General features: G+C 68.7%; 22 protein-coding genes and 1 pseudogene. 15 read left to right on the top strand and 8 right to left on the bottom strand.

Features of this window, described 5'->3' with window-relative positions; genetic code table 11:
- Positions 1–78 precede the first annotated feature (78 nt).
- From R2K23_RS22220 to R2K23_RS22190, 7 genes are read left to right on the top strand one after another with little or no spacing between them, the layout of a single operon-like run.
- Positions 79–783 (top strand): NIPSNAP family protein, encoded by a 705-nt coding sequence (locus R2K23_RS22220; RefSeq protein ID WP_316517491.1) that lies wholly within the window; start codon positions 79–81, stop codon positions 781–783.
- A gap of 4 nt (positions 784–787) precedes the next feature.
- Positions 788–2,017 (top strand): cytochrome P450, encoded by a 1,230-nt coding sequence (locus R2K23_RS22215; protein WP_316512648.1) that lies wholly within the window; start codon positions 788–790, stop codon positions 2,015–2,017.
- A 4-nt stretch (positions 2,018–2,021) separates the two neighbouring features.
- Positions 2,022–2,999, top strand: a complete 978-nt coding sequence (locus R2K23_RS22210) for a zinc-binding dehydrogenase (protein ID WP_316512647.1) — start codon at positions 2,022–2,024, stop codon at positions 2,997–2,999.
- Entirely contained in the window at positions 2,996–3,790 is a 795-nt protein-coding gene (locus R2K23_RS22205; RefSeq protein ID WP_316512645.1) for an HpcH/HpaI aldolase family protein, read from the top strand. The genes R2K23_RS22210 and R2K23_RS22205 overlap by 4 nt, the downstream gene beginning before the upstream one ends.
- A 1-nt stretch (position 3,791) precedes the next feature.
- On the top strand, positions 3,792–4,526 hold the full coding sequence (locus R2K23_RS22200; protein ID WP_316512644.1) for an SDR family NAD(P)-dependent oxidoreductase: 735 nt from the start codon (positions 3,792–3,794) through the stop codon (positions 4,524–4,526).
- 5 nt (positions 4,527–4,531) lie between these two features.
- Entirely contained in the window at positions 4,532–6,043 is a 1,512-nt protein-coding gene (locus R2K23_RS22195; RefSeq protein WP_316512643.1) for a flavin-containing monooxygenase, read from the top strand.
- Positions 6,040–6,978, top strand: a complete 939-nt coding sequence (locus R2K23_RS22190; RefSeq protein ID WP_316512642.1) for an alpha/beta hydrolase — start codon at positions 6,040–6,042, stop codon at positions 6,976–6,978. The genes R2K23_RS22195 and R2K23_RS22190 overlap by 4 nt, the downstream gene beginning before the upstream one ends.
- On the opposite strand, the gene R2K23_RS22185 is transcribed toward R2K23_RS22190, so the two are convergent.
- Positions 6,975–7,454: an SRPBCC family protein gene (locus tag R2K23_RS22185; RefSeq protein WP_316512641.1), complete on the bottom strand. Its 480-nt coding sequence runs from the start codon at positions 7,452–7,454 to the stop codon at positions 6,975–6,977. The two genes, R2K23_RS22190 and R2K23_RS22185, sit on opposite strands and share 4 nt — an antisense overlap.
- Before the next feature lie 142 nt (positions 7,455–7,596).
- On the opposite strand from R2K23_RS22185, the gene R2K23_RS22180 reads away from it, so the two are divergent.
- Positions 7,597–8,805 (top strand): cytochrome P450, encoded by a 1,209-nt coding sequence (locus tag R2K23_RS22180; protein WP_396893669.1) that lies wholly within the window; start codon positions 7,597–7,599, stop codon positions 8,803–8,805.
- A gap of 9 nt (positions 8,806–8,814) precedes the next feature.
- On the opposite strand, the gene R2K23_RS22175 is transcribed toward R2K23_RS22180, so the two are convergent.
- From R2K23_RS22175 to R2K23_RS24900, 4 genes and pseudogenes are all read right to left on the bottom strand, one after another.
- Complete coding sequence (locus R2K23_RS22175) at positions 8,815–9,234, bottom strand: TIGR03668 family PPOX class F420-dependent oxidoreductase (protein ID WP_316512638.1); 420 nt, start codon at positions 9,232–9,234, stop codon at positions 8,815–8,817.
- Between the two features lie 18 nt (positions 9,235–9,252).
- Positions 9,253–10,056: a HugZ family pyridoxamine 5'-phosphate oxidase gene (locus R2K23_RS22170; protein ID WP_316512636.1), complete on the bottom strand. Its 804-nt coding sequence runs from the start codon at positions 10,054–10,056 to the stop codon at positions 9,253–9,255.
- Between the two features lie 17 nt (positions 10,057–10,073).
- Positions 10,074–10,850, bottom strand: a complete 777-nt coding sequence (locus tag R2K23_RS22165; RefSeq protein WP_316512634.1) for an alpha/beta hydrolase — start codon at positions 10,848–10,850, stop codon at positions 10,074–10,076.
- Positions 10,851–10,900: 50 nt separating this feature from the next.
- Positions 10,901–10,969 (bottom strand): annotated as a pseudogene (locus R2K23_RS24900) (TetR family transcriptional regulator); the annotation flags it as partial.
- 380 nt (positions 10,970–11,349) lie between these two features.
- Here R2K23_RS24900 and R2K23_RS22155 point away from each other — a divergent pair.
- The 5 genes from R2K23_RS22155 (at position 11,350) to R2K23_RS22135 (ending at position 16,329) form a co-directional block, all read left to right on the top strand.
- The gene (locus R2K23_RS22155; RefSeq protein WP_316512633.1) at positions 11,350–12,327 is read left to right on the top strand and encodes an esterase family protein; all 978 of its coding nucleotides are present in this window, start codon (positions 11,350–11,352) and stop codon (positions 12,325–12,327) included.
- Positions 12,328–12,508: 181 nt separating this feature from the next.
- Positions 12,509–13,618 carry an ABC transporter substrate-binding protein gene (locus tag R2K23_RS22150; RefSeq protein ID WP_316512631.1) on the top strand — a complete coding sequence of 370 codons (1,110 nt, stop codon included), beginning with the start codon at positions 12,509–12,511 and terminating at the stop codon, positions 13,616–13,618.
- Between the two features lie 10 nt (positions 13,619–13,628).
- A complete protein-coding gene (locus R2K23_RS22145; protein ID WP_316517490.1) occupies positions 13,629–14,474 on the top strand; it encodes an ABC transporter permease in 846 nt (281 codons plus the stop codon).
- Positions 14,471–15,286 (top strand): ABC transporter permease, encoded by an 816-nt coding sequence (locus tag R2K23_RS22140; RefSeq protein ID WP_396892574.1) that lies wholly within the window; start codon positions 14,471–14,473, stop codon positions 15,284–15,286. The genes R2K23_RS22145 and R2K23_RS22140 overlap by 4 nt, the downstream gene beginning before the upstream one ends.
- Complete coding sequence (locus tag R2K23_RS22135) at positions 15,283–16,329, top strand: ABC transporter ATP-binding protein (protein WP_316512630.1); 1,047 nt, start codon at positions 15,283–15,285, stop codon at positions 16,327–16,329. The genes R2K23_RS22140 and R2K23_RS22135 overlap by 4 nt, the downstream gene beginning before the upstream one ends.
- Here R2K23_RS22135 and R2K23_RS22130 read toward each other — a convergent pair.
- Positions 16,326–16,715: a hypothetical protein gene (locus tag R2K23_RS22130; RefSeq protein WP_316517487.1), complete on the bottom strand. Its 390-nt coding sequence runs from the start codon at positions 16,713–16,715 to the stop codon at positions 16,326–16,328. The genes R2K23_RS22135 and R2K23_RS22130 overlap by 4 nt on opposite strands.
- Before the next feature lie 371 nt (positions 16,716–17,086).
- Between R2K23_RS22130 and R2K23_RS22125 the strand changes: the two genes are divergently transcribed.
- On the top strand, positions 17,087–18,388 hold the full coding sequence (locus tag R2K23_RS22125; RefSeq protein ID WP_316517485.1) for a maltokinase N-terminal cap-like domain-containing protein: 1,302 nt from the start codon (positions 17,087–17,089) through the stop codon (positions 18,386–18,388).
- Between the two features lie 26 nt (positions 18,389–18,414).
- On the top strand, positions 18,415–18,873 hold the full coding sequence (locus R2K23_RS22120; RefSeq protein WP_316512627.1) for an SRPBCC family protein: 459 nt from the start codon (positions 18,415–18,417) through the stop codon (positions 18,871–18,873).
- 74 nt (positions 18,874–18,947) lie between these two features.
- Here R2K23_RS22120 and R2K23_RS22115 read toward each other — a convergent pair whose 3' ends face one another.
- Positions 18,948–19,514 carry a hypothetical protein gene (locus tag R2K23_RS22115; protein ID WP_316512626.1) on the bottom strand — a complete coding sequence of 189 codons (567 nt, stop codon included), beginning with the start codon at positions 19,512–19,514 and terminating at the stop codon, positions 18,948–18,950.
- Positions 19,515–19,796: 282 nt separating this feature from the next.
- Positions 19,797–20,939, bottom strand: coding sequence for an amidohydrolase family protein (locus R2K23_RS22110; RefSeq protein ID WP_316512624.1), 1,143 nt, complete (start codon positions 20,937–20,939; stop codon positions 19,797–19,799).
- Positions 20,940–20,949 lie beyond the last annotated feature (10 nt).

The raw sequence follows: 20,949 nt of genomic DNA, 5'->3' as shown, positions 1-20,949 counted from the left end.
TCCCGCCAACCTTTACAAATCACGCGACAAGTGTCACGCTCGCTGGGTGTCACTGTCAACAGGGTCCCGGTTATGACCATGAAGAAGTACTACGGCCACACTCTGCTCTACCTCCACGAGACCATCGATCTGGGGTCGGGCCGCAGCGACGAGTTCGCCGCGGCGTTCACCGAGATCTACCAGCCGATGATGGAGCAACTCGGCGCCCGGCTGTTCGCCATCTGGGAAACCACGCCCTACAACGGGCACTGGCCGCAGGCCACCATCATCTGGGAGATCGACGCCTTCGCCGACTACGCCCGGATCGGTAGGGAACAGGCCCGCGGCGGCAGTCACGCCGAGTCGGCCGCGCAGTGGACGCAATACCTGGCCGGCATCGGCGCCCGCGGCGAGGGGCGCATCATGTACGCCGGAAAATACAACAAGACCCTGGCGCAACTGCGGGAGGCGAACTTCGGCGCCGGCCTGGTGATCCAGGAGATCATGCAGGCCAAGCCCGGCCGGCAGGACGACTACATCCGCGAACTCGAACGGCTCTACGTGCCGTGGTCGGAATCCACCGGTAAGCGCTGGCTCGGCTCATTCATCACCACGTTCCGGTTCAACGAGGTCATCCACTACTGGGCGCTCGACGGCGACTGGGACTGCTTTGAGAACCACTACCCGTCGTGGAAGGACCAGCCGCCCGCCGAGATCGTCACCTGGATGAGTGTGGCGCCGGCCCTGCGCGACGGCTGGGAGGACTCCATCCTGGCCGCCCTGCCGCCCTCACCGCTGCGATGATGCGATGAATCAGACCGCCGCCCAGCTGTTTTCCTACGATCCGTTCGATCCGGACGTGATGGCCAACCCGCTGCCCTACTACCAGGTGCTGCGCGACGAACATCCGGTCTATTACATCCCGAAGTGGGACACCTACGCGCTGTCGCGGTTCGACGACATCTGGGAGGTCCTCGGCGTCACCGACGGCACGTTCGTGGCGTCGGAGGGCACGCTGCCGGCCGCAGCCGTGTTGGAGCACCACAACGACGGTCCGGTGCCGGATCCGCCGTTGCACCCCATGCCGTTTCACGCGAACTTCGACTCGCCCATCTACGAGAACGTGCGGCGCTGCACGTCGGCGCAGTTTCGGCCGCGGTCGGCGGCCACCCTGGCCGACCGGATCCGCGCCCTGGCCAACGAGCGGCTCGACGAGTTGCTGCCGCGCGGCCGGTTCGACCTCACCCAGGACTACGGCGGCATCGTGGCGGCGTCGATGGTCTGCGAATTCGTGGGCCTGCCCGTGGATCTGGCCGGCGAGGTGCTGGCCACGGTGAACGCCGGCAGCCTGGCCCAGCCCGGTCAGGGCGTAGAGGTGGGCAACTCGCGGCCCGGCTACCTGTCGTATCTGACCCCCATCATCGAACGCCGTCGCGCCGCGGGCGCCGACGGCAGCGTCCCCATCGCCGACAGCCTGATCAACTTCGCGTTGCCGGACGGCACGGCGTTCAACGACGTCGAGGCCGCCACCCAGATGCTGGGGGTTTTCATCGGCGGGACCGAGACGGTCCCGAAGATCACCGCGACGGGCCTGTGGCAGCTCAGCGAGCATCCGGAGCAACTCGCGGCGGTGCGGGCGGACCTGGCGGCCAACGTTCCGGTGGCCCGCGAGGAGATCATCCGCTACTGCGCCCCTGCCCAATGGTTTGCCCGAACCCTGCGGCGGCCGTACACCATTCACGACACCACCATCGACCCCGGCCAGCGGATCATCACGCTGCTCGCGTCGGCGGCGCGCGACGAGCGGGAGTATCCCGACCCCGACGAATTCCGCTGGAACCGGCCCATCGAACGCCTGCTGTCCTTCGGCCGCGGCCAGCACTTCTGCCTGGGCGTTCACGTCGCCCGGCTCGAGATCACCGTCATGCTGGAGGAATTCCTGAAACGGGTGCCCGAATTCCGGATCGACGCCGATGCGGCGTCGCGGCCGCCGTCGAGTTTCCAGTGGGGCTGGAACTCGATCCCGGTGGAGGTGTAGACCCATGTGGTCCTACCGACTGGTCGCACCCTATACCTTCGAGCGCGTCGAACTCCCCGAACCCGACCTGGAATCGCTTGCCGACCAACAGGTCCTGCTGCGCTTCCTGGCGGCCGGGATCTGCGGCAGCGACCTGCCCGGCTTCCGTGGCACCCAGGGCCGGCTGCCCGGCGACACCGGCGCCTGCGCCGCGGAGATGGACGGCTTCCCGGCACACGAGATCGTCGGTGAGGTGCTGGCCAGCCGGCATCCCGAGCACCGGCCGGGGGACCGGGTGGTCGGCTGGGCGTCGGGCTTCGATGGTCTGATGGGCCAGGTGGTGGCCGACGGCAACGGACTGGCGTCCTACGACCCGGCCTTGAGCCCCGCGCAGGCGGTCGGGCTGCAGCCGCTGGCCTGCGTGCTCTACGCGCTCGAGCAACTGCCGGACCTGGCCGGCCGGCGGGTGGCGATCCTCGGCCAGGGGTCGATTGGCCTGCTGTTCTCCTATGCGGCAAAGGCGTCGGGCGCCGCCCAGGTGATCGGTGTGGATCCGGTGGACCGCAAGGAGGTGGCCGCGTCGTTCGGCGTCGACACCCTGGTGCGCGCCACCAGCGACCGCTGGGTCCGCCATCTCGACCCGGCCGAGCGGCCGGAGATCGTCATCGAGGCGGTGGGGCATCAGGTCGCGACGCTGAACCACGCCATCGAGGCCGCGGCGTTCGGCGGCACCGTGTTCTACTTCGGCGTGCCCGACGACGACAGCTATCCCATCTCGATGCGGACCATGCTGCGCAACAACCTCACCCTGAAGTCCGGGGTGACACTGGAGCGGGCCCGCGTGCTGCGCGCCGCCGATGACTTCGCCCGCCGGCATCCCGATCTGCTGGGAAATTACATCACCCACACTTTCGGGCCCGACGAGGTGCAGTCCGCGTTCGAGCTGGCCTGCCGTCCGGAACCGGAGCGGGTCAAGATCGCCGTCGCCGAGGCGGACCGGTGAGCGCGGCATCGAGTCGGCTACAGGCGGCCCTCGCCGAGCGCGCGCAGGTGTGGGGCGGCTGGGTGGTGGGCCCGACGATCCTCGGGCCGGAGGAGTTCGCCACCGCCGGTTACGACTACGTCGGTTTCGACACTCAGCACGGCTACCTCGACGACGCCGACGTGGCGCTGATGTTGCGTCGCCTCGAGCGTGTCCCGATCGCCACCGCGGTCCGGCTGCCGTCGGCCGCGCCCGCCCCCATCGGCCGGGTTCTCGACGCCGGGGCCGACGCGGTGATCGTTGCCATGGTGGAGACCCCGGAGCAGGCGGCGCAGGCCGTGGCGGCCACCCGGTACGCGCCGGCGGGCGTGCGCAGCTTCGGCCCGCTGCGCGCCGATCTGGGCCTCGACACCCCGGCGCTCGAGGCGCGCGCCGGGGTCTACGCCATGGTCGAGACCGCGGCCGCCTTGCCCAATGTCGCCGAGATCTGCTCCGTGCCCGGGCTTTCCGGAGTGTACGTCGGCCCAGCGGACCTGGCGGTGTCGATGGGGCAGCCGGTATCGGCGATGTGGAGCGCCCCCGAGGTCACCGACGCCATCAAGGACGTCGCCCGCAGTGCCGCCGCGGCGGGTTTGGTCGCGGGCATCCACGCCGGCGACGGCAGGATCGGAAAGCTGGCCGCCGAGTGGGGCTTTCAGCTCATCACGCTTGCCTCGGAGTCCCAGGCGTTGCGCCGCGGCGCGGCCGAGCACCTGCGCGACGCCCGCGGGCAGACCCCGACCACCCAGACCACCTCGAAGGGGTACAGCTGAGATGACCGGTACCGACCGGATTGCCCTGGTGACCGGGGCCGCCCGCGGGCAGGGGGCGGCGATCGTGGCCCGGCTGCGACGCGACGGATTCGCCGTGGCGGCCTGCGATGTGCAGGCCGACGAACTCGAGGCCGCGGTGGCGGCACTCGATGACCCAGGAGTCATCGCGGTCCCGTTGGACGTCACCTCAGAGGAACAGTGGAGCCGCGCCGTCGAGCAGGTCGCCAGCCGGCTGGGGTTGCTGACCACCCTGGTGAACAACGCCGGCGTGCTGCATCGCGCCGCGCTCGCCGACGAAACCGCAGCCGGGTTCGAAAATGCCTGGCGGGTCAACTGTCTGGGGCCGTTTCTCGGCATCCAGGCTTGCCTGCCCGCGCTGCGGGAGGCGCACGGCGCGGCCATCGTCAACACCTGCAGCACCGGCGCGGTGCGCGCCTTCCCGCACCACGCCGCCTACGGATCCTCGAAGTGGGCGCTGCGCGGGCTGACGCAGATTGTCGCCGCGGAACTCGCCGGGACCGGCATCCGCGTCAACGCGGTGCTGCCCGGTCCGGTCCAAACCCCGATGCTCGACGACCGGACCCAGGCCAAGCTGGCGGCCTCCGCGGTCAGCGGAAGGCTGGGGCAACCGACCGAGATCGCCGATGCCGTCGCCTTTCTGGTGTCCGAACACGCCTCGTTCATCACCGGTTCGGAACTCGTGGTGGACGGCGGCCAGACGCTGCAGATGGGATGAGTCGAATGGCCAACGATCTATCGGTGGGGGTCATCGGGGCCGGGCCGGGCGGCCTGGCGCTCGGGATCTTCCTGAAGAAAGCCGGATTCGAGAACTTCACCATCTTCGACCGGGAGGACGGGGTGGGCGGCACCTGGCGCACCAACACCTATCCGGGTCTGGCCTGCGACGTGAAATCCCACCTGTACTCGTTCTCGTTCGACCTCAACCCGGACTGGTCGCGACTGTGGTCGGAGCAACCGGAGATCCTGCGCTACTTCGAGAACTGCGCGCGCCGCCATCAGCTGGAGCGCTACCTGCGCCTGAACACCGACATCGTCGGCGCCGACTGGGACCCCGAGGACCGCAGCTGGCTGCTGTGCACCGCCACCGGCGAGGAGCACCGTTTCGACGTGGTCGTATCGGCGGTCGGGGTGTTCAACCAGCCGCTGACGCCGGACCTGGTCGAGGAGGAGCCCTTCGCGGGCACCGTCATGCACACCGCGAAGTGGGACCACTCGGTGGACCTGACGGGAGCGCGGGTCGCGGTGCTGGGCACCGGATCCACCGCGACGCAGGTGCTGCCCGAGATCGCCCGCCGGGCGGCGCGGGTGTACTCGGTCCAACGTTCGCCCACCTGGATCCTGCCCAAACCGGACCGGCCCTACACCGAGCGGGAGAAGCGGATCTTCAAGTACGTGCCGTTGGCCAAGCGGGTGTACCGCACCCGGCTCTGGTTGCGCAGCGAGTCGAACATCTCGGTGATCGAGAACGGCAGCGACAAGACCCAGGAGTTCAAGGCGACCGCACTGCGGGCGCTCGAAGCGACGGTGCCCGATCCCGACCTGAGGGCCCGGTTGACCCCCGACCATCCGCTGGGCTGCAAGCGGCTGGTGTTCGCCACCGATTACCTCACGTCGTTGACCCAGGACCATGTCGAGGTGATTTCCTCGCCGGCCAAGGCGCTGCGGACGCGGTCCCTGGTCACCGCCGACGGCACCGAACTCGACGTGGACGTGGTGGTGTGCGCCACCGGCTACGCCGTCGCGGACTATCTCGGCCAGATCGAGGTCCGTGGCGAGGGCGGCGCGACGCTGGCCGACACCTGGACCGACGGGGCGTATGCGTATCTGGGGATGGCGGTGCCGGGCTTCCCGAACTTCTTCATGCTGTACGGGCCCAACACCAACGTCGGCTCCAACAGCGTCATCTTCGTCCTGGAGGCCCAGGCCCGCTACATCGTGCGGGCGCTGCGGCTGATGCGCCGGCGCCGCAAGTCCTACATCGCGGTCCGGCGCGACGCCACCGCCGACTACATCGCCAAGATCGACCGCTGGATGGTCGGCACGGTCTGGACCACCCGGTGCAGCAACTACTTCCGGGCCGCCAACGGGCGGGTCGTCACCCAATGGCCCCGCAGCGCGCGGGCGTTCTGGGCGATGACCCGGCGGTTGCGGCCGCGGGACTACAGCTTCGAGCCGTCCGGGACGCCGGCCGAACCGATTGCGGTGCGCTCGCATTCGGCGGTGGGGCAGTGAACCCGCTCTCGCCCGGCGGCAACCCCCTCGATCGGCTGGACCCCGCGCTACGGCCGTTTGCCGAGTTCCGCACCGATCTCGCCGCGGAGCTGCTGCCGGTCGTCCGGGCCTCGATCGACGAGCGCCGGGCCTTGACCGCCGCACAGCTGGACACCGCCGGTGTCGACATCACGGAGCAACCGGTGCCCGGTGACGGCGCCCGCACGATCGGGGTCCGGATCTACCGCGGCGGCCCCAGTCCCGGTCCGGCCGTACTCTATTGCCACGGCGGCGCTTTCGTGCTGGGGAACCTCGACACCGACCACCTGCAGTGCGTCGAGTTCGCCCGTCGCGGGCGGTGCACGGTGATCTCCGTCGACTACCGGTTGGCGCCGGAGCACCCGTTTCCCGCAGGCTACGACGACGCGGCGGCGGTGTTGTGCTGGGCCGTCGACAACGCCGCGGACTTGGGTATCGACCCGGCCCGGATCGCGGTCGCGGGCAGCAGCGCCGGCGGTGCCCTGGCAGCCGGTCTGGCGCAGGCGGCTGCGCGCGACGCGAAGCCGCCGGTGGTGTTCCAGTTGCTGCACCAACCGGTGCTCGACAACCGGCCCAGCCCGTCCAAGGAGGAGTTCACCGCCACCCCCGGCTTCGACGGGCCGGCCGCCGAGCAGATGTGGCGGCACTACGCCAGTGCGCTTCCGGCCGCCGCGGTTCCCGGTCTCACCGAGGATCTCGACGGTCTGCCAAGGACTTTCATCAGCTGTTCGGAGCTGGATCCGCTGCGCGACGAGGCCATCGACTACGCGTTGCGGCTGCTCTGGTCGGGGGTCGGCACCGAGCTGCACGTGTTCCCGGGCACCTGTCACGGCTTCGACTCGATGCTGCCGGGGTGGGAGGTCAGTCAGCGGCTCTTCGAATTGCAGGGCGCCGCGCTGCGGGCCGCCCTCGGTTAACCGCCGACCGGCGCGCCGTCGAGTTCGCGAGTGATCGCGTCGTGATAGCGGTCGATGAAGGCCGGGTTCACGATGCGGAAGAACTTGTCGGGCATCGGGGCATCGCGATAGGCCTCGATGGTCATCGTCCGGGTGAACAGCGTGTGGGGTCCGGGCTGAGTGAAGTGATACTGCACGGTGATTCGGCCCTCGAACCCGCCGTTGCCGTCGCGATCGTGTCCGAGACGGCCCACCGAGTTGAACATCCACAGCGTGGGCCGCATGGCGATGGCCAGGTGCCAGGTGTAGATGTGCGCCCCGTCGGGGCCGGCCTCCTCCCAGGTGTCGCCGACCTTCAGCGGCAGATCGTCGAGCTTGCCGACATAGTTGCTGCCCGGGTACGTCTTGGTCCAGTTGTTGGGGTTGGTGACGAAGTCGTACACCACTTCCGGCGGATGCTGGAACGACGTAGCTGAGGTGGTGGTCACGATGCCCAAGGGAGTCGCCTTTCTGATTCGGCACAACCGGCCGGGTCGCAGCGACCCCGCACCGTGTTGACTTTACAGATCAGCGTCAAAATGTCACGCTTTCTGTTCGCCGGGGGTACCGGCGACTCGAGACAGGCAGGATGTCGTCGTGATGGAGCAGGCCGTGGAGTTCGATCCGTTCTCCGAGCAGCACTTCAACGACCCGTACGGGACCTACCGACAACTGCGCGACCACGCGCCGGTCTACTACAGCGAGAAGTACGACTTCTACGCGCTGAGTCGGCACGAGGACGTCGCCGCGGCGTTCAAGGATTTCGAGACCTTCTCCTCGTCGCGCGGCGTCACCCTCGAGGAAATCCAATCCGGTCAGCACGCCCACCAGCCGTCGATCATCTGGATGGACCCGCCGGAGCACCGTCGCATGCGCAGCCTGGTCAACAAGGTGTTCACCCCGCGCGCAATCCAGAAGCAGCAGGACGTGATCCGCGACCGGATCACCCACCACCTCGAGGCCGCCGACCCCGACAACTTCGACGTGGTCGCCGACTTCTCCGCGCTGTTCCCGGTCGAGGTGATCACCACCATGCTCGGTGTTCCCGAGCCCCGGCGCCAGGACGTGCGGGTCTGGCTGGAGACCGCGCTGCACCGCCCGGCGGGGCGCAGCACCATGGACAAGGCCGGCCTGCAGGCCATGATGGACACCGGGACCCTGTACTACGAGATCATCCAGCAGCGCCGCGCCGAACCGGCCGACGACATGATCAGCGCGCTGTGTGCGGTCGAGGTGGAGCGCGACGACGGCACCACGACCCGCCTCGACGACATCGAGATCGCCGGCTTCTGCACGCTGCTCGGCGCGGCCGGGGCCGAAACCGTGGCCAAGCTGCTGGGCACGGCGGCCGTGGTGTTCGGGCGACACCCGGAGCAATGGCAGCAGTTGCGGGCCGACCGCAGCAAGATCCCGGCCGCGGTCGAGGAACTGCTCCGCTACGAGGGGCCGGTGCAATACGACTGCCGCTACACGCTCAAAGACGTTGACCGGCACGGGGTCACCATCCCGGCCGGCAGTGCCGTGCTGCTGATCGGTGCGGCCGCCAACCGCGACGAGCGGGCTTTCACCGACGCCGAGAAGTTCGACATCAACCGGGACCGGACCGAGGCGCAGAACCTGGCGTTCGGCTATGGCATCCACAGTTGCCTCGGCGCGGCGCTGGCCCGCTCGGAAAGCGCCATCGCGCTGGAGTACCTGCTGGACTTCATGCCGCACTACGTCGTGGACGTCGACAACCTGCAGCGGGTGGCGATGACCAGCGTCAACGGCTATTCGAACGTGCCGGTGCGGGTGGTCGGCGGGAACTGACCGCCCGGCTCAGCGGCCGGTCCACGAGGCCCAGGTGTGCACCTCGATGTCGATGACCGGCCCGTCCAGCGAAACCGACTCGTACTGGGAGTATTTGGCGTGCAGCAACTCACGGCCGCGATGCGCGACGGGGCCGTCGTCGTGCACGGTGGCCAGGCCGTCGGCGCGCACCCACCACAGCAGCGCCCAGTCCTCGCTGTAATGGTCGACCAGCGCGCTGACCGCGGGACGGTCGGCGATGTTGGCCAGTCGCCGCAGCCGCGTGCTCGATTTCGGCTTGCCGTCGACGGCGGTGTAGATGTGCTGGTCGCCGACGGCGAACACGATCGGCACCAGATGCGGTTGGCCGGTGGCATCGACCGTGGCCAGCCGCGCGACCCGGGCGTCCCCGAACGCCCGCAGCACCGCCTCGTCGACTTCCGCGGTCATGCGACCAGCGTAGAGCGACTAACTGAGTTCCCGCGCCCGACCGACCAATTCCACTGCCGCCGCCCGCATCTGATCGGCGGAGTCCAACCGGGTCGGATAGCCCACCCGGGTATAGGCCACCCCGCGGGGCGTGCTGACCTTGAGGTCCAGGCCGTAGCGGTCGGCGCCGGTGCACTCGGCGGTGTCGGTGTCGGGGAAGCCGCCCAGCGTTCGCGCCATCAACGCCAGTGCGTCGGCGTGATCGGCGTTGAGATGCGCCACCGCGCCGCTGGCATGGGGTGCGACGGGGTCGGCCTCGGCGTCGTTGTAGGCCTGCCCGGTGGCCGAGTCCATCCGGCCGTAGCCGCCCACCCAGCGCACCCGGTCCACCCGCAGGATCCACACCGTGAAGTCGCTGTATTCGATGTAGTACTTCGCAGCGGGCACGGCGGCCACATGTGCCTCGCGGGCGGCCGTCAACTCCGGGCCGGCGGGGCGTTCGACGGCGCCGGCCAGCGTGATGCGGCTGTTCGCCAGCGGATCGGACTCGGTGGCCGGGGCCACGATGGCGATGCTCGCGCGCGGGTCCTCGGCCAGGTTCCGGCCGTGCTCGGCCATGTGCGAGACGCACAGCACCGGCGCGCCGTCGAGCAGGCCGTAGGTCACGAAGGACGCCCACGGGTCGCCGGTCGGGGTGAGGCTGGCCAGCACGCCGGCGTTGGTGGACGCGGCGATGGTGCGCGCCTCCTCGGCCGCCGACGGGCGCGCCGGGTTGACCACATCGGTCAGCGGGGGTGGGACGGTCGGCGCATCGCCGGGGTCGCCATGATCGCGGTTGGCCACCCCCGCACCATAGGCGATCAGCCGGACCCCCGTTGCAGCGTCCGTTCCAGCCAGTTCAACACCGGCGGGGCGACCTGGTCGACGGCCGATGCCGCGATGATCCAGTGCGGCAGCCCGGGGTGGACCTGCTGCTGGGCGCCGTAGCGCGCGGCGATTCGCCGCGAGATCCACGGCGCCACGTTGCGGTCGTCGCCGGCGCTGACGGACAGCACCGGGCAGCGGACGTGTTCGCGGTCGACGCGCACCGCACGGGTGCCCAGGGACATCTCCCGGAACACCCGGCCGGAGTCCCGGGCGAGCCGTGGCAGCAGGCTGTCCTGCTCGGACTGCGGCAGGGTGCTCAGGGGGACCGAGCGCATGGTCCGCTCCGACGGCAGCATCGGCCGGCCCGCCAGGATCGCCGGCAGCACCGGCAGCAGGTTGTGCATGACCTTGGGCTGCGGCCACAGCACCCCGGGTGGGATCGAGGCCAGCAGCACCAGGGCCGCCGGGTCGCGCACGGCGGCCAGCTTCTGGCCCAGCAGTCCGCCCATGCTGTGCCCGATGACAACCGGCTTGTGGCCCGGGGTGCCCGGTTCGGGATCGATGTCGTCGAATGCCTGCAGGGCCACCGCGAAGCAGTCCTCGATGCCGGTGCGGCGCAGTACCTGCTCGTCGGTGGGGTCGCGGCCGGGCAGCGTCGGCGCGTGACAGCTGTAGCCGGCGGCGGTGAAGAACTCGGTCCACGGCTGCAGCAGCGCGGGGCGGCCGAAGACGCCGTGGAGGAACAAGATGGGCGGCTTGTCCGTGGCCATCGGCTCAGTATGGGCGCATCGGCGAATAGCGGATGGTGTTTGGAGCCGAAATGGCGATAGAACGCGCGCCGCGATACCCCGGCATTCGCGGCAATCTGTTCGGTCGTCGTCGCGTCCACCAACTACGCCCGGAATCGGACGTGCGCCGTGGGCTCCGAGGCTTTTCCCGGAGCGCCCGCTACGAATAGTTTGGGCTGGTCAACCCCCGTTTCCCCGCTATGGCCGGGGCGGTGGAAGGGCACGGCCCAAAGCCTCGGCGCGCACGCCGGGGCGGCGGTGGTCTAGGCTGCAACATTGGCTGTTTCGACGCACCCTCGACTATCGAATCGGGTGGTCTGCCTGTAGGGTCACCCGTCGAGGGGAAACTCATGTGTCGAATCGATGACGTAATGAATAGGCCGTTTGCCGCGATGAAGACGTTGTCCGCCGCGGTGGAATGCGGCTGGGTCCAAGAAACGGCGGGAATTACGTCGTACACACAGATTGGCTGGATACAAGTATGAAATTCATTCAGAAGATGCGTGGGAAATGGGCCCGCCGGGTCGGCGTCGCCGCCGTGGCGACGGCCGTGCTTCCCGGGCTGATCGGCCTCGCTGGGAACACCGCCACCGCGGGCGCGTTCTCGCGGCCGGGTCTGCCGGTGGAGTACCTGATGGTGCCGTCGCCGTCCATGGGCGTGGACATCAAGGTCCAGTTCCAGAGCGGTGGGGAGAACTCGCCCGCCGTCTACCTGCTCGACGGCCTGCGCGCTCAGGATGACTTCAACGGCTGGGACATCAACACCCAGGCCTTCGAGTGGTTCCTCGACTCGGGCCTGTCGGTCGTGATGCCCGTCGGCGGTCAGTCCAGCTTCTACACGGACTGGTACGCGCCGGCCCGCAACAAGGGACCCACCAAGACCTACAAGTGGGAGACCTTCCTGACCTCCGAGCTGCCGCAGTGGCTGTCAGCCAACCGCGCGGTGCGCTCCACCAACAACGCCGCGATCGGCCTGTCGATGGCGGGGTCGGCTTCGTTGACCCTGTCGATCTGGCACCCGAACCAGTTCACCTACGCCGGTTCGATGTCGGGCTTCCTGAACCCGTCCGAGGGCTGGTGGCCGTTCCTGATCAACATCTCCATGGGTGACGCCGGCGGCTACAAGGCCGACGACATGTGGGGCAAGACCGAGGACCCCAACAGCGGCTGGGTGCGCAACGACCCGATGGAGAACATCGATCGCCTGGTGGCCAACAACACCCGCATCTGGATCTACTGCGGTAACGGCCAGCCCAACGAGCTGGGTGGCGGCGACCTGCCGGCCACCTTCCTGGAGGGCCTGACCATCCGCACCAACGAGACCTTCCGCGACAAGTACCTGGCCGCGGGCGGCACCAACGGTGTGTTCAACTTCCCGGCGAACGGCACGCACAACTGGGCGTACTGGGGTCGGGAACTGCAGGCCATGATCCCGGATCTGCAGGCTCACCTGATCTGATCGGCTCGTCCGTAACGCGAAATCCCCCAGCGCAGGCTGGGGGATTTCGTGTTTCCGGGGCGCGGGCACTGGCGGGCCGTCGTTGCAACGGCTACCTTTCACCGGGCATGTCGATTCGTGTTCGGCCGGTCGTCACCGCCGCGACAGCCCACCGTCGAGTGCTCACCGGAAGGTTCTCGTCATGAAGACACCCCGCCCGCTCGCCTTGGCCGCCGCGGCGCTCGCGCTGCTGCTCGCCGCCGGGTGCGCGCCGCCGCAGCAGTCCACCGGTGACAGCGACGCCGCCACGGCCACCTCCGCGGAAGATTTCGGGGGCATGGAAGAGCTGGTCCGGGCCGCCCAGGCCGAGGGCGAACTCAACGTCATCGCCCTGCCCCCGACATGGGCCAACTACGGCGCCATCATCGCGGCGTTCAGCGAGAAGTACGGCATCAAGGTGAACTCCGCGCAGCCCGACGCCTCCAGTCAGGAGGAGATCAACGCCGCCAAGCAGCAGCGGGGCAAGAGCACCGCGCCCGACGTTTTCGACCTGGGCCAGTCGGTGGCGCTGGCCAACGAGTCGATGTTCGCGCCGTACCGGGTGGCGACCTTCGCCGACATCCCCGCGGGGTTCAAGCATCCCGACGGGCTGTGGGTCAACGACTACGGCGGCTATATGTCGGTGGGCTATGACGCCACCGCGGTGCCCGACGTGACCAGCATCGACGACCTGCTGAAGCCCGAGTTCAAGGGCAAGGTGGCGCTCAACGGCGACCCGACCCAGGCCGGGGCCGCGTTCTCCGGTGTGCTGATGGTGGCCGTGTCGCAGGGCGGCTCGGCCGACGACATCGCCCCCGGGGTGGAGTTCTTCCGCAAGCTCAACGACGTCGGCAACTTCTTGCCGGTCGATCCGACGCCGGCCACCATCGCCTCCGGGCAGACGCCGGTGGTCATCGACTGGAACTACCTCAACGGCATCGAAAGCGAAAGGTTGCCGTCCTGGCGGGTTTTCGTGCCCAACGACGCCGCGGTGGCGGGCTTCTACTATCAGGCGATCAATGCCGACGCGCCGCATCCGGCCGCCGCGCGGCTGTGGCAGGAGTTCCTGTTCAGCGACGAGGGACAGAACCTGTTCGCCCAGGGCGGGGTCCGCCCGGTGCGCGCCGACGCGATGATCCAGGCCACCACCTTCGACTCGGCCGCCTTCCACCGGCTGCCCGCCATCGACGGCATGGTCACGGTCCCGACCCAGGAGCAGACCGAGGTCGCCACCGAATACCTGGCGGAAAACTGGGCCGAGGCAATTGGCTGATTCGACCACCATCGGGCGCCGGCTCCGTACCGGCCTGCCGCTGTTGCCTTTCCTGCTGTTCGTCGGGATCTTCCTGCTGATCCCCACCGCCACGGTGGTGGTCAACGCGTTCATCTCCGACGGCCAGTTCACCCTCGACCGGGTGGGTGTGCTGTTCTCGTCCACGGCGCTGCTCGCGCTGTGGCGCAGCGTGCTGCTCTCCGCCAGCACCGCGGTGCTGGGAGCGGTGTTCGGTGCCGTGCTGGCGTGGTTGATCGTCAGCCGGCCGGTGACGTCGGTGTTCCGTCGGATGGCGTTGGCCTTGTGTGCGGTGCTGGCCCAGTTCGGCGGTGTGGCACTGGCTTTCGCCTTCCTGGCGACGATCGGGCTCAACGGTGTGCTGACCGTGTGGGCCGCGGATCTGTTCGGGCTGGATCTGGCCGGCGGAGGTTGGCTCTACAGCCTGCCGGGGCTCATCCTGGTGTACACCTACTTCCAGATCCCGTTGATGGTCATCGTCTTCCTGCCCGCCCTCGACGGGTTGCGGGACCAATGGCGCGAGGCGGCGGTGAGTCTGGGCGCCACGCCGTGGCAGTACTGGCGGGAGGTGGGCTTTCCGCTGCTGGCCCCGGCCTTCGCGGGTTCGGCCCTGTTGTTGTTCGCCAACGCGTTCGCCGCCTACGCCACCGCGGCCGCCCTGGTCAGCCAGGGCAGCCCGATCGTGCCGTTGTTGATCCGCTCGGCGCTGACCAGCGAGGTGGTGTTGGGTCAGGCCGGCTTCGCCTATGCGCTGGCGCTGGAGATGATCGTGGTGGTCGCGGCGGTGATGTTCGGCTACAACCAGCTGATGCGACGCACGGCGAGGTGGCTGCGATGACCCCGATGACCCCGCGCGCCAAGACGATTCGAACCGCCCTCACGGTGCTGTTCGCCCTCTTCTTCCTGTTCCCGCTCTACGCCATGGCGGACTTCTCCACCCGCAACCTGCGCGGCGCGGGCCGCACCGCTGCGGCGTGGTCGAACCTGTTGGCGGACAACGCGCTGTACTCCGCCATCGTGGTGTCGGTACTGATCGCCGTGCTGACCGTCGTGGTCATGTTGGCGCTCCTGGTGCCGACGATGATCTGGGTGCGGCTGCGCGCACCGTGGGCCAACGGGCTGATCGAGTTCTTGTGCCTGCTGCCGTTGGCCATTCCGGCCCTGGTGATCGTGGTGGGCCTGCGCAACGTCTACCTGTGGGTGACCTATCTGCTCGGCGAATCCGCACTGGTGCTCACCTTCGTCTACGTCATCCTGGTGCTGCCGTTCGCCTATCGAGCCCTCGACTCGGCGTTGACGGGTATCGACCTGCCCACGCTCACCGAGGCAGCCCGGTCGTTGGGCGCCGGATGGACCACCACGGTGGTACGGGTGGTGCTGCCCAACATCTGGGCCGGTGTGCTGTCGGCGGCGTTCATCTCGATCGCCGTGGTGCTCGGCGAGTACACCATCGCGTCGCTGTCCGGATACGAGACCCTGCAGGTGCAGATCGTGGCGATCGGCAAGAGCGACGGGCCCACCTCGGTCGCGGCCTCGCTGGCGGTGCTGCTGTTCGGATTCGCCCTGCTGCTCACGCTTTCGCTGCTGGTCCGCCGTGGTCGCGGGTCGCGGCGGACGGCGGTGGCACCGGCCGTGGGGGCACCCGCATGAGCCGGCGGTCGGCCGCGGTGGCCGTCGAGGTCAGCGCGCTCACCCGGACCTACGGCAGCGTCCGCGCCCTCGACGGCCTGAGTTTGCGGCTGGCACCCGGCGAACTGGTTGCGTTGTTGGGGCCGTCGGGCTGCGGCAAGACCACCGCGCTGCGCATCCTGGCGGGGCTCGAGGAGCCCACCTCCGGCCGGGTGTCGGTCGCCGGCAAGGACATCACGACCGTCCCTCCGAACCGCCGCGACATGGGGATGGTCTTCCAGGCCTACAGCCTGTTCCCGCACCTGACGGTGCTCGATAACGTGGCCTTCGGGCTGAAGCTGCGCGGAAAGGACAAGGGCGCCAGGGTTTCCCGGGCCATGCAGATGCTGGACATGGTGGGGTTGGCAGGCCACCGCGACAAGTTCGCCCACGAACTGTCCGGCGGTGAGCAGCAGCGGGTAGCCCTGGCGCGGGCGCTGGCGGTCGAGCCGCAGGTGCTGCTGCTCGACGAGCCGCTGTCGGCGCTCGATGCCAAGGTCCGGGTGCAACTGCGCGAGGAGATCCGCCGGGTGCAGACCGAGGTGGGCACTACCACGCTGTTCGTCACGCACGACCAGGAGGAGGCGTTGGCCGTCGCCGACCGCGTCGGGGTGATGAACCGCGGCAGGCTGGAGCAGATCGCCACTCCGGTCGAGCTCTACGCGGCGCCGGCCTCACCGTTCGTCGCGGAATTCGTCGGCCTTAGCAACCGCGTCCCCGCGCGGGTCTCCGACGGCGCCGTGCGGGTGCTGGGCAGCCGGGTACCGGTGCTGCCCGGCTCGGTTACCGGCGTGGGAACGGCCCTGGTACGACCCGAGGCGGTGCAGCTGACGGTGACGCCCGAGGGCGCGGCCGTCGTCGTCGACACGGCCTTTCTCGGACCCGTCTCCCGCGTGCGGGTTCGGATGGTCGGAGGCGCGCACGTCGTCGCGCAGATGTCCGGGGCGCGCGCCCGTCGCCTGACCCCCGGCACCCGGGTCGACGTGCGGGTCGACCCGGTGCCCGTCCTGGTGGTGTCGACCTAGCCGCCGAGCGCGGCGATGAGCTCCTTGACCGCTGCGGTCTCTTCCTCGGTGGTCGGTTCCTCTTCCTCGATGGCACGGATCAGGTCGGCGCGCAGGCCGGCGCCGTTGGCCGCCTCCTTGGCGGTCAACTTCGCCCGCGTGCGGGCGACGTAAAGCCGTTGTCCCAGAGTCGATCCCGGTCCATCGGCGGCGCGCTCCATCAGGTTGTCGTAGGTGGTGCGGACGCCGCTGAGCGAGATGATGACCGCCGGCGTGGGCCGGTTGCGCTCGGCGGCGCGGCTCAGCGAGGCCACCAGCTTGCGCAGCCCGGTCAACACCACCGCGACGCGCTGCGGGAACTCGGGATCCTCCGGTTCGGGGAGGTCCTCGATCGCCGCGTTGAACATATGCACGGCGGCGTCGGCGACGCTGACGATGACCTGTGCTTCACCTTCATCTGGCTGACCGTTGCCCACGGTTCTCCTGCTCTCGTTCGGCGCGCGCCGCGGCGCGCGGGGTAGTAAACAACGTGGGCGATGCGCCCGGGTGTCGAAGTGCGGTTGCGCAAAGGACGTTCAGCGTTACGAAACCGAAAGAAATTTAGCCTGTCGATATAGTCCTTTCAAGGGCGGTGGTGTCCAGCAAACCTCGCCGCGCGCAACGATGTTCGCGGGCGACCGAACGTAACCCGAGTTTCGGGGCCCGCGGTCCGGACAACAATGCGATTGAGTGCCCGCGTCGGCGGGTAAGCGAGGCGATGATGGAAGCCATGACGCCGATGAACCTGCCGTTCGCCGAATGGTTGCCGCGGCAACGCTGGTACGCGGGCCGCACCCGACGGTTGACCACGGTGACCGCCGCGGCGATCAACTCACTGCGCACCGACCTCGACCTGCTGCTGCTCGACGCGCACTATGACGACGGTGGCACCGAGCGGTATCAGGTCCTCGTGCTGTGGAGCGACACCGAACGCACCGACCTGCCCGACCTGGCCGGCATCGGCACCGTGCGGGGGCGGGTTGCCTACGACGCGCTGTACGACCCGGAGGCCGCCCGGCACCTGCTCGAGCTCTGCGCTGCCCAGGCCACCCGCGGTGAGGTGGGCTTCAGCGTCGAACCCGGCGTGGAATTGCCGGTCGAGGCGCCGCCGCGGCTCACCGGCGTCGAACAGAGCAACACCAGTGTGGTGTTCGGCGACGAGGCGATCCTGAAGGTGTTCCGGCGGGTCAACACCGGCATCAATCCCGACATCGAGCTCAACCGGATCCTGGGCAACGCCGGAAACCGCCACGTAGCGCGGCTGCTCGCCGCCTTCGAGACCACCTGGGACGACGTGCCCTGCCCGCTGGGCATGGTGACCGCGTTCGCCGCCGGTGCCGCCGAAGGATGGGCGCTGGCCACCGCGGCCGCCACACGCCGGTACGCCCACGCCGGCGAAGGCGATTTCACCGACGCGTCGTTCCGGCTCGGGCAGGCGGTGTCCTCGGTGCACACCGCCCTGGCGGCCGAACTGGGCACGGCCTCAGGGGTATTCGCGGTGGACTCCGCGTTGGCGCGGCTGGACTCCGCCTGCGCACAGGTCCCGGAGCTGTCGGCGTACCAGCCGACGATCGCCGATATTTTCAAAAGTGTTGCGGGGCAGTCGATTGTCGTACAACGCGTGCACGGCGACCTGCATCTGGGGCAGGTGCTGCGAACGCCGTCGTCGTGGCTGGTCATCGATTTCGAAGGCGAGCCGGGAGCGCCGCTGGAGGAGCGGCGCCGCTCGGACTCGCCGCTGCGCGACGTCGCCGGCATGCTGCGGTCCTACGAATATGCGGCGTTTCAACCCCTGGTGGGCCGCGGCGAACAGGATTTCGCCGCGGCGCTGGACTGGAGCGGACAATGCCGGGCGGCCTTCTGCGACGGGTACGCCGACGTCGCCGGCTTCGACCCGAGGCAGGCGGGACCGGTGCTGGCGGCCTACGAACTGGACAAGGCGGTCTATGAAACTGCCTACGAAGCTCGCTATCGTACGGATTGGCTGCCCATACCGCTTCGGTCGATCGCCACTCTGACCGGTACCGCGCCGCCGAGCTGACAACTGCTACCGATGGGGGAACGCCGATGCAAGCTTCGGTGACCGTACACATGAACGCACCCGCCGACGAGATCTGGGAACTGATCGCCGACGTCCGCAACACGGGCAAGTTCAGCCCGGAGACCTTCGAAGCGGAGTGGCTCGACGGCGCCACCGGACCCGCGGTGGGCGCGAAGTTCCGTGGTCACGTCCGGCGCAACGAGATCGGCCCGGTGTACTGGACCACCTGCCGGGTCACCTCGTGTGAGCCCGGCCGCGACTTCGGATTCGAGGTGCTGCTCGGCGATCGGGCGGTCAACAACTGGCGCTACCAGCTGGAGCCCGCGGGTGGCGGCACCGACGTCACCGAATCCTTCCGGATGAACGAGGGGATCTTCACCACGCTGTTCGGGTTGCTGGGTGGCCAGTTGCGCAAACGGCGCAACATCCGCGACATGACCAAGACGCTCAACCGGATCAAGGACGTCGTCGAGCAGCCGGCCTGAGACGCCGAAGTCGACGGTATGCCGTCGTCGCCCCGCACTTTTCGGCCCAAAGGTGAGTTTGGGCTCGGTACGGGTCAGAAGATGGTTGCGGTGCAGTAGGTGCGCGCCGGTGACGGGTACGGCCAGGCGTACTGACCGCTGACCGCGGGGCAGGCGTGCTGGTCACGCACCTCCAACCGGCGGGTGACCTGCACCAACAACCCCGCGTCGGGGTCGGCCGGATTGCTCGCGCAGTCCGCCCGTTCCATCAGGCCGATCGGCACGCCCAGGCGGTAGCAGTGCTCCGCGACCAGGTTCGGCACCAGGCACAGGCTTGCCGTGACGCGATCCGCGGCCGGGCCGGGGAAGTGCTGATATTCGGAGCTGGGGCATTCGCCGGTCGAGGTGGCCAGGGCGCCCACGGTGAAGCTGGGGTCCGCCTGGCAGTCCGCTCGTCGCGCCTGGACTTCCGGGGTCGCCGGGTCGCTGTCGGTGTCGTCCACCACCACGCAGTCGCCGACGGCCAACGGCCGGTTGTGCTCGGCGATGAAGGAGTCCCGGGCCCGGTCGAGCGCCACGACCGTGGCGACCGCGGCGGCCACCAGCGCCAGCACGGCGCCGACGACGAGCAGTCGGCGGCGGACGGTCAGAGTCGGGTTCATTGATACGAGGGTGGCAGAACCAACCCCACTTGTCTCCCGTTTCACAGGCGTATACACCCGTTGCGGGGGAACTTTGCGCAGCGACACGCCGGGACGGGCGGTGAAACGCCTGCTGGCGAGGATGTGCGACCTTCAAATGTGATAGGCGTCACAGCGGGGTGGCCGGCGGAAGGGTGGTCTCTGCCCGGCGACCCGCTCGCCCCTTGGATCGGTTGTCCAACCAGGAGCATGAGACGCGGCCAACAGTGTTCCTGGGTGGCCACCAGATGGGGCCCGGCCGGCTCAGAAGACGCGCGTCTGGCCCTCGAGCGCCGGGACGGTGTCGGGCAGCTTGTAGGTTTCGATGCCGTTGCGGAACATGATGGCCTCGCGGGCGTGCTCGGGTAGGTGCTTGACCAGCCAGCGCGGATCGTCGAAGGTCCAGTGCGGATAGTCGCTGGAGAACAGCAGGATCTTCTCGCACTCCATCCACTCCAGGGCCCGGGTCAATTCGGTCTTGTCCTCGGGGTAGTCCAACGGCTGGGTGGTGAACTTGATGTGGTCCTTGACGTATTCACTGGGCTTGCGCTTGATGTCGAGCCAGGACTTGCGGGCCTCGTAGATGGCGTCCATGCGCCACATCAGCGGCAGGATCCAGGTGAAGGCGTGCTCGACGAACACGAAGCGCAGGGTGGGGAAGCGGTCGAAGACCCCGTCGAAGATCAGGCTCATCACCTGGTTGGAGGCCAGTAACGAGTAGGTGACCATGAAGTCGTGGTTATAACTGGGGAAGCCCACCGGGGGGATTGGCAACTCCTCGAAGTGACTGCGCGACAGATGGCACGCCACGGTGATGTCGTGTTTGGTGGCGGCGGCCCAGACGGGGTCGTACATCGGGTCGCCCCAGGCCGGGCGGCGTTCGGCCTTGATCAGGACCTGCGCCATGTAGGGGTGGTCGGCCCATTTCTCGATCTCGGCGGCCGCCAAGTGGGGTGCCTCGATGGACACGCAGATGGACCCGCGCCAGCGTTGGTGCCAGTTGTTGTGTGAGTCCAGCCAGTGCGCGTCCTGCCAGGAGTTGAGCGCCTGGCTCAGGGCGTGGTCGGCCTCGGGCAGCCGGATCGGGTAGGCCGCGGGTTCCAGGATGCCGATGTCGGAGCCAGCCTCCATGATCAGCTGTCGGAAGGCCAGATCGGGGTCGCTGCAGGCGAATTCGCCGTCGTCGGGGAAGGCGTCGACCCGCATCGCATAGGAATGCGCGTAGTCGGGGGCGTCGTAGTAGATCAGCTCGCCGAACTTGTGCGACGAGAAGTACTTCGTGCGCCACGGCTCCGGGATGTATTGCACCAGTTCCCCGGAACGGGGCGTCGGATGGACATCGGAATCCACGCAGCGGACCGCGACTCGCTCGGCGGCCGGCTTGCGTTCGGTGCTGTGGGCAGTCATCGTGGGCCTC

The sequence above is a fragment of the Mycolicibacterium sp. MU0050 genome, from assembly GCF_963378085.1.
Taxonomy (GTDB): Bacteria; Actinomycetota; Actinomycetes; order Mycobacteriales; family Mycobacteriaceae; genus Mycobacterium; species Mycobacterium wendilense.
The sequence above is the reverse complement of the archived record's forward strand: the minus strand, read 5'-3'. Positions and strand labels throughout refer to the sequence as shown.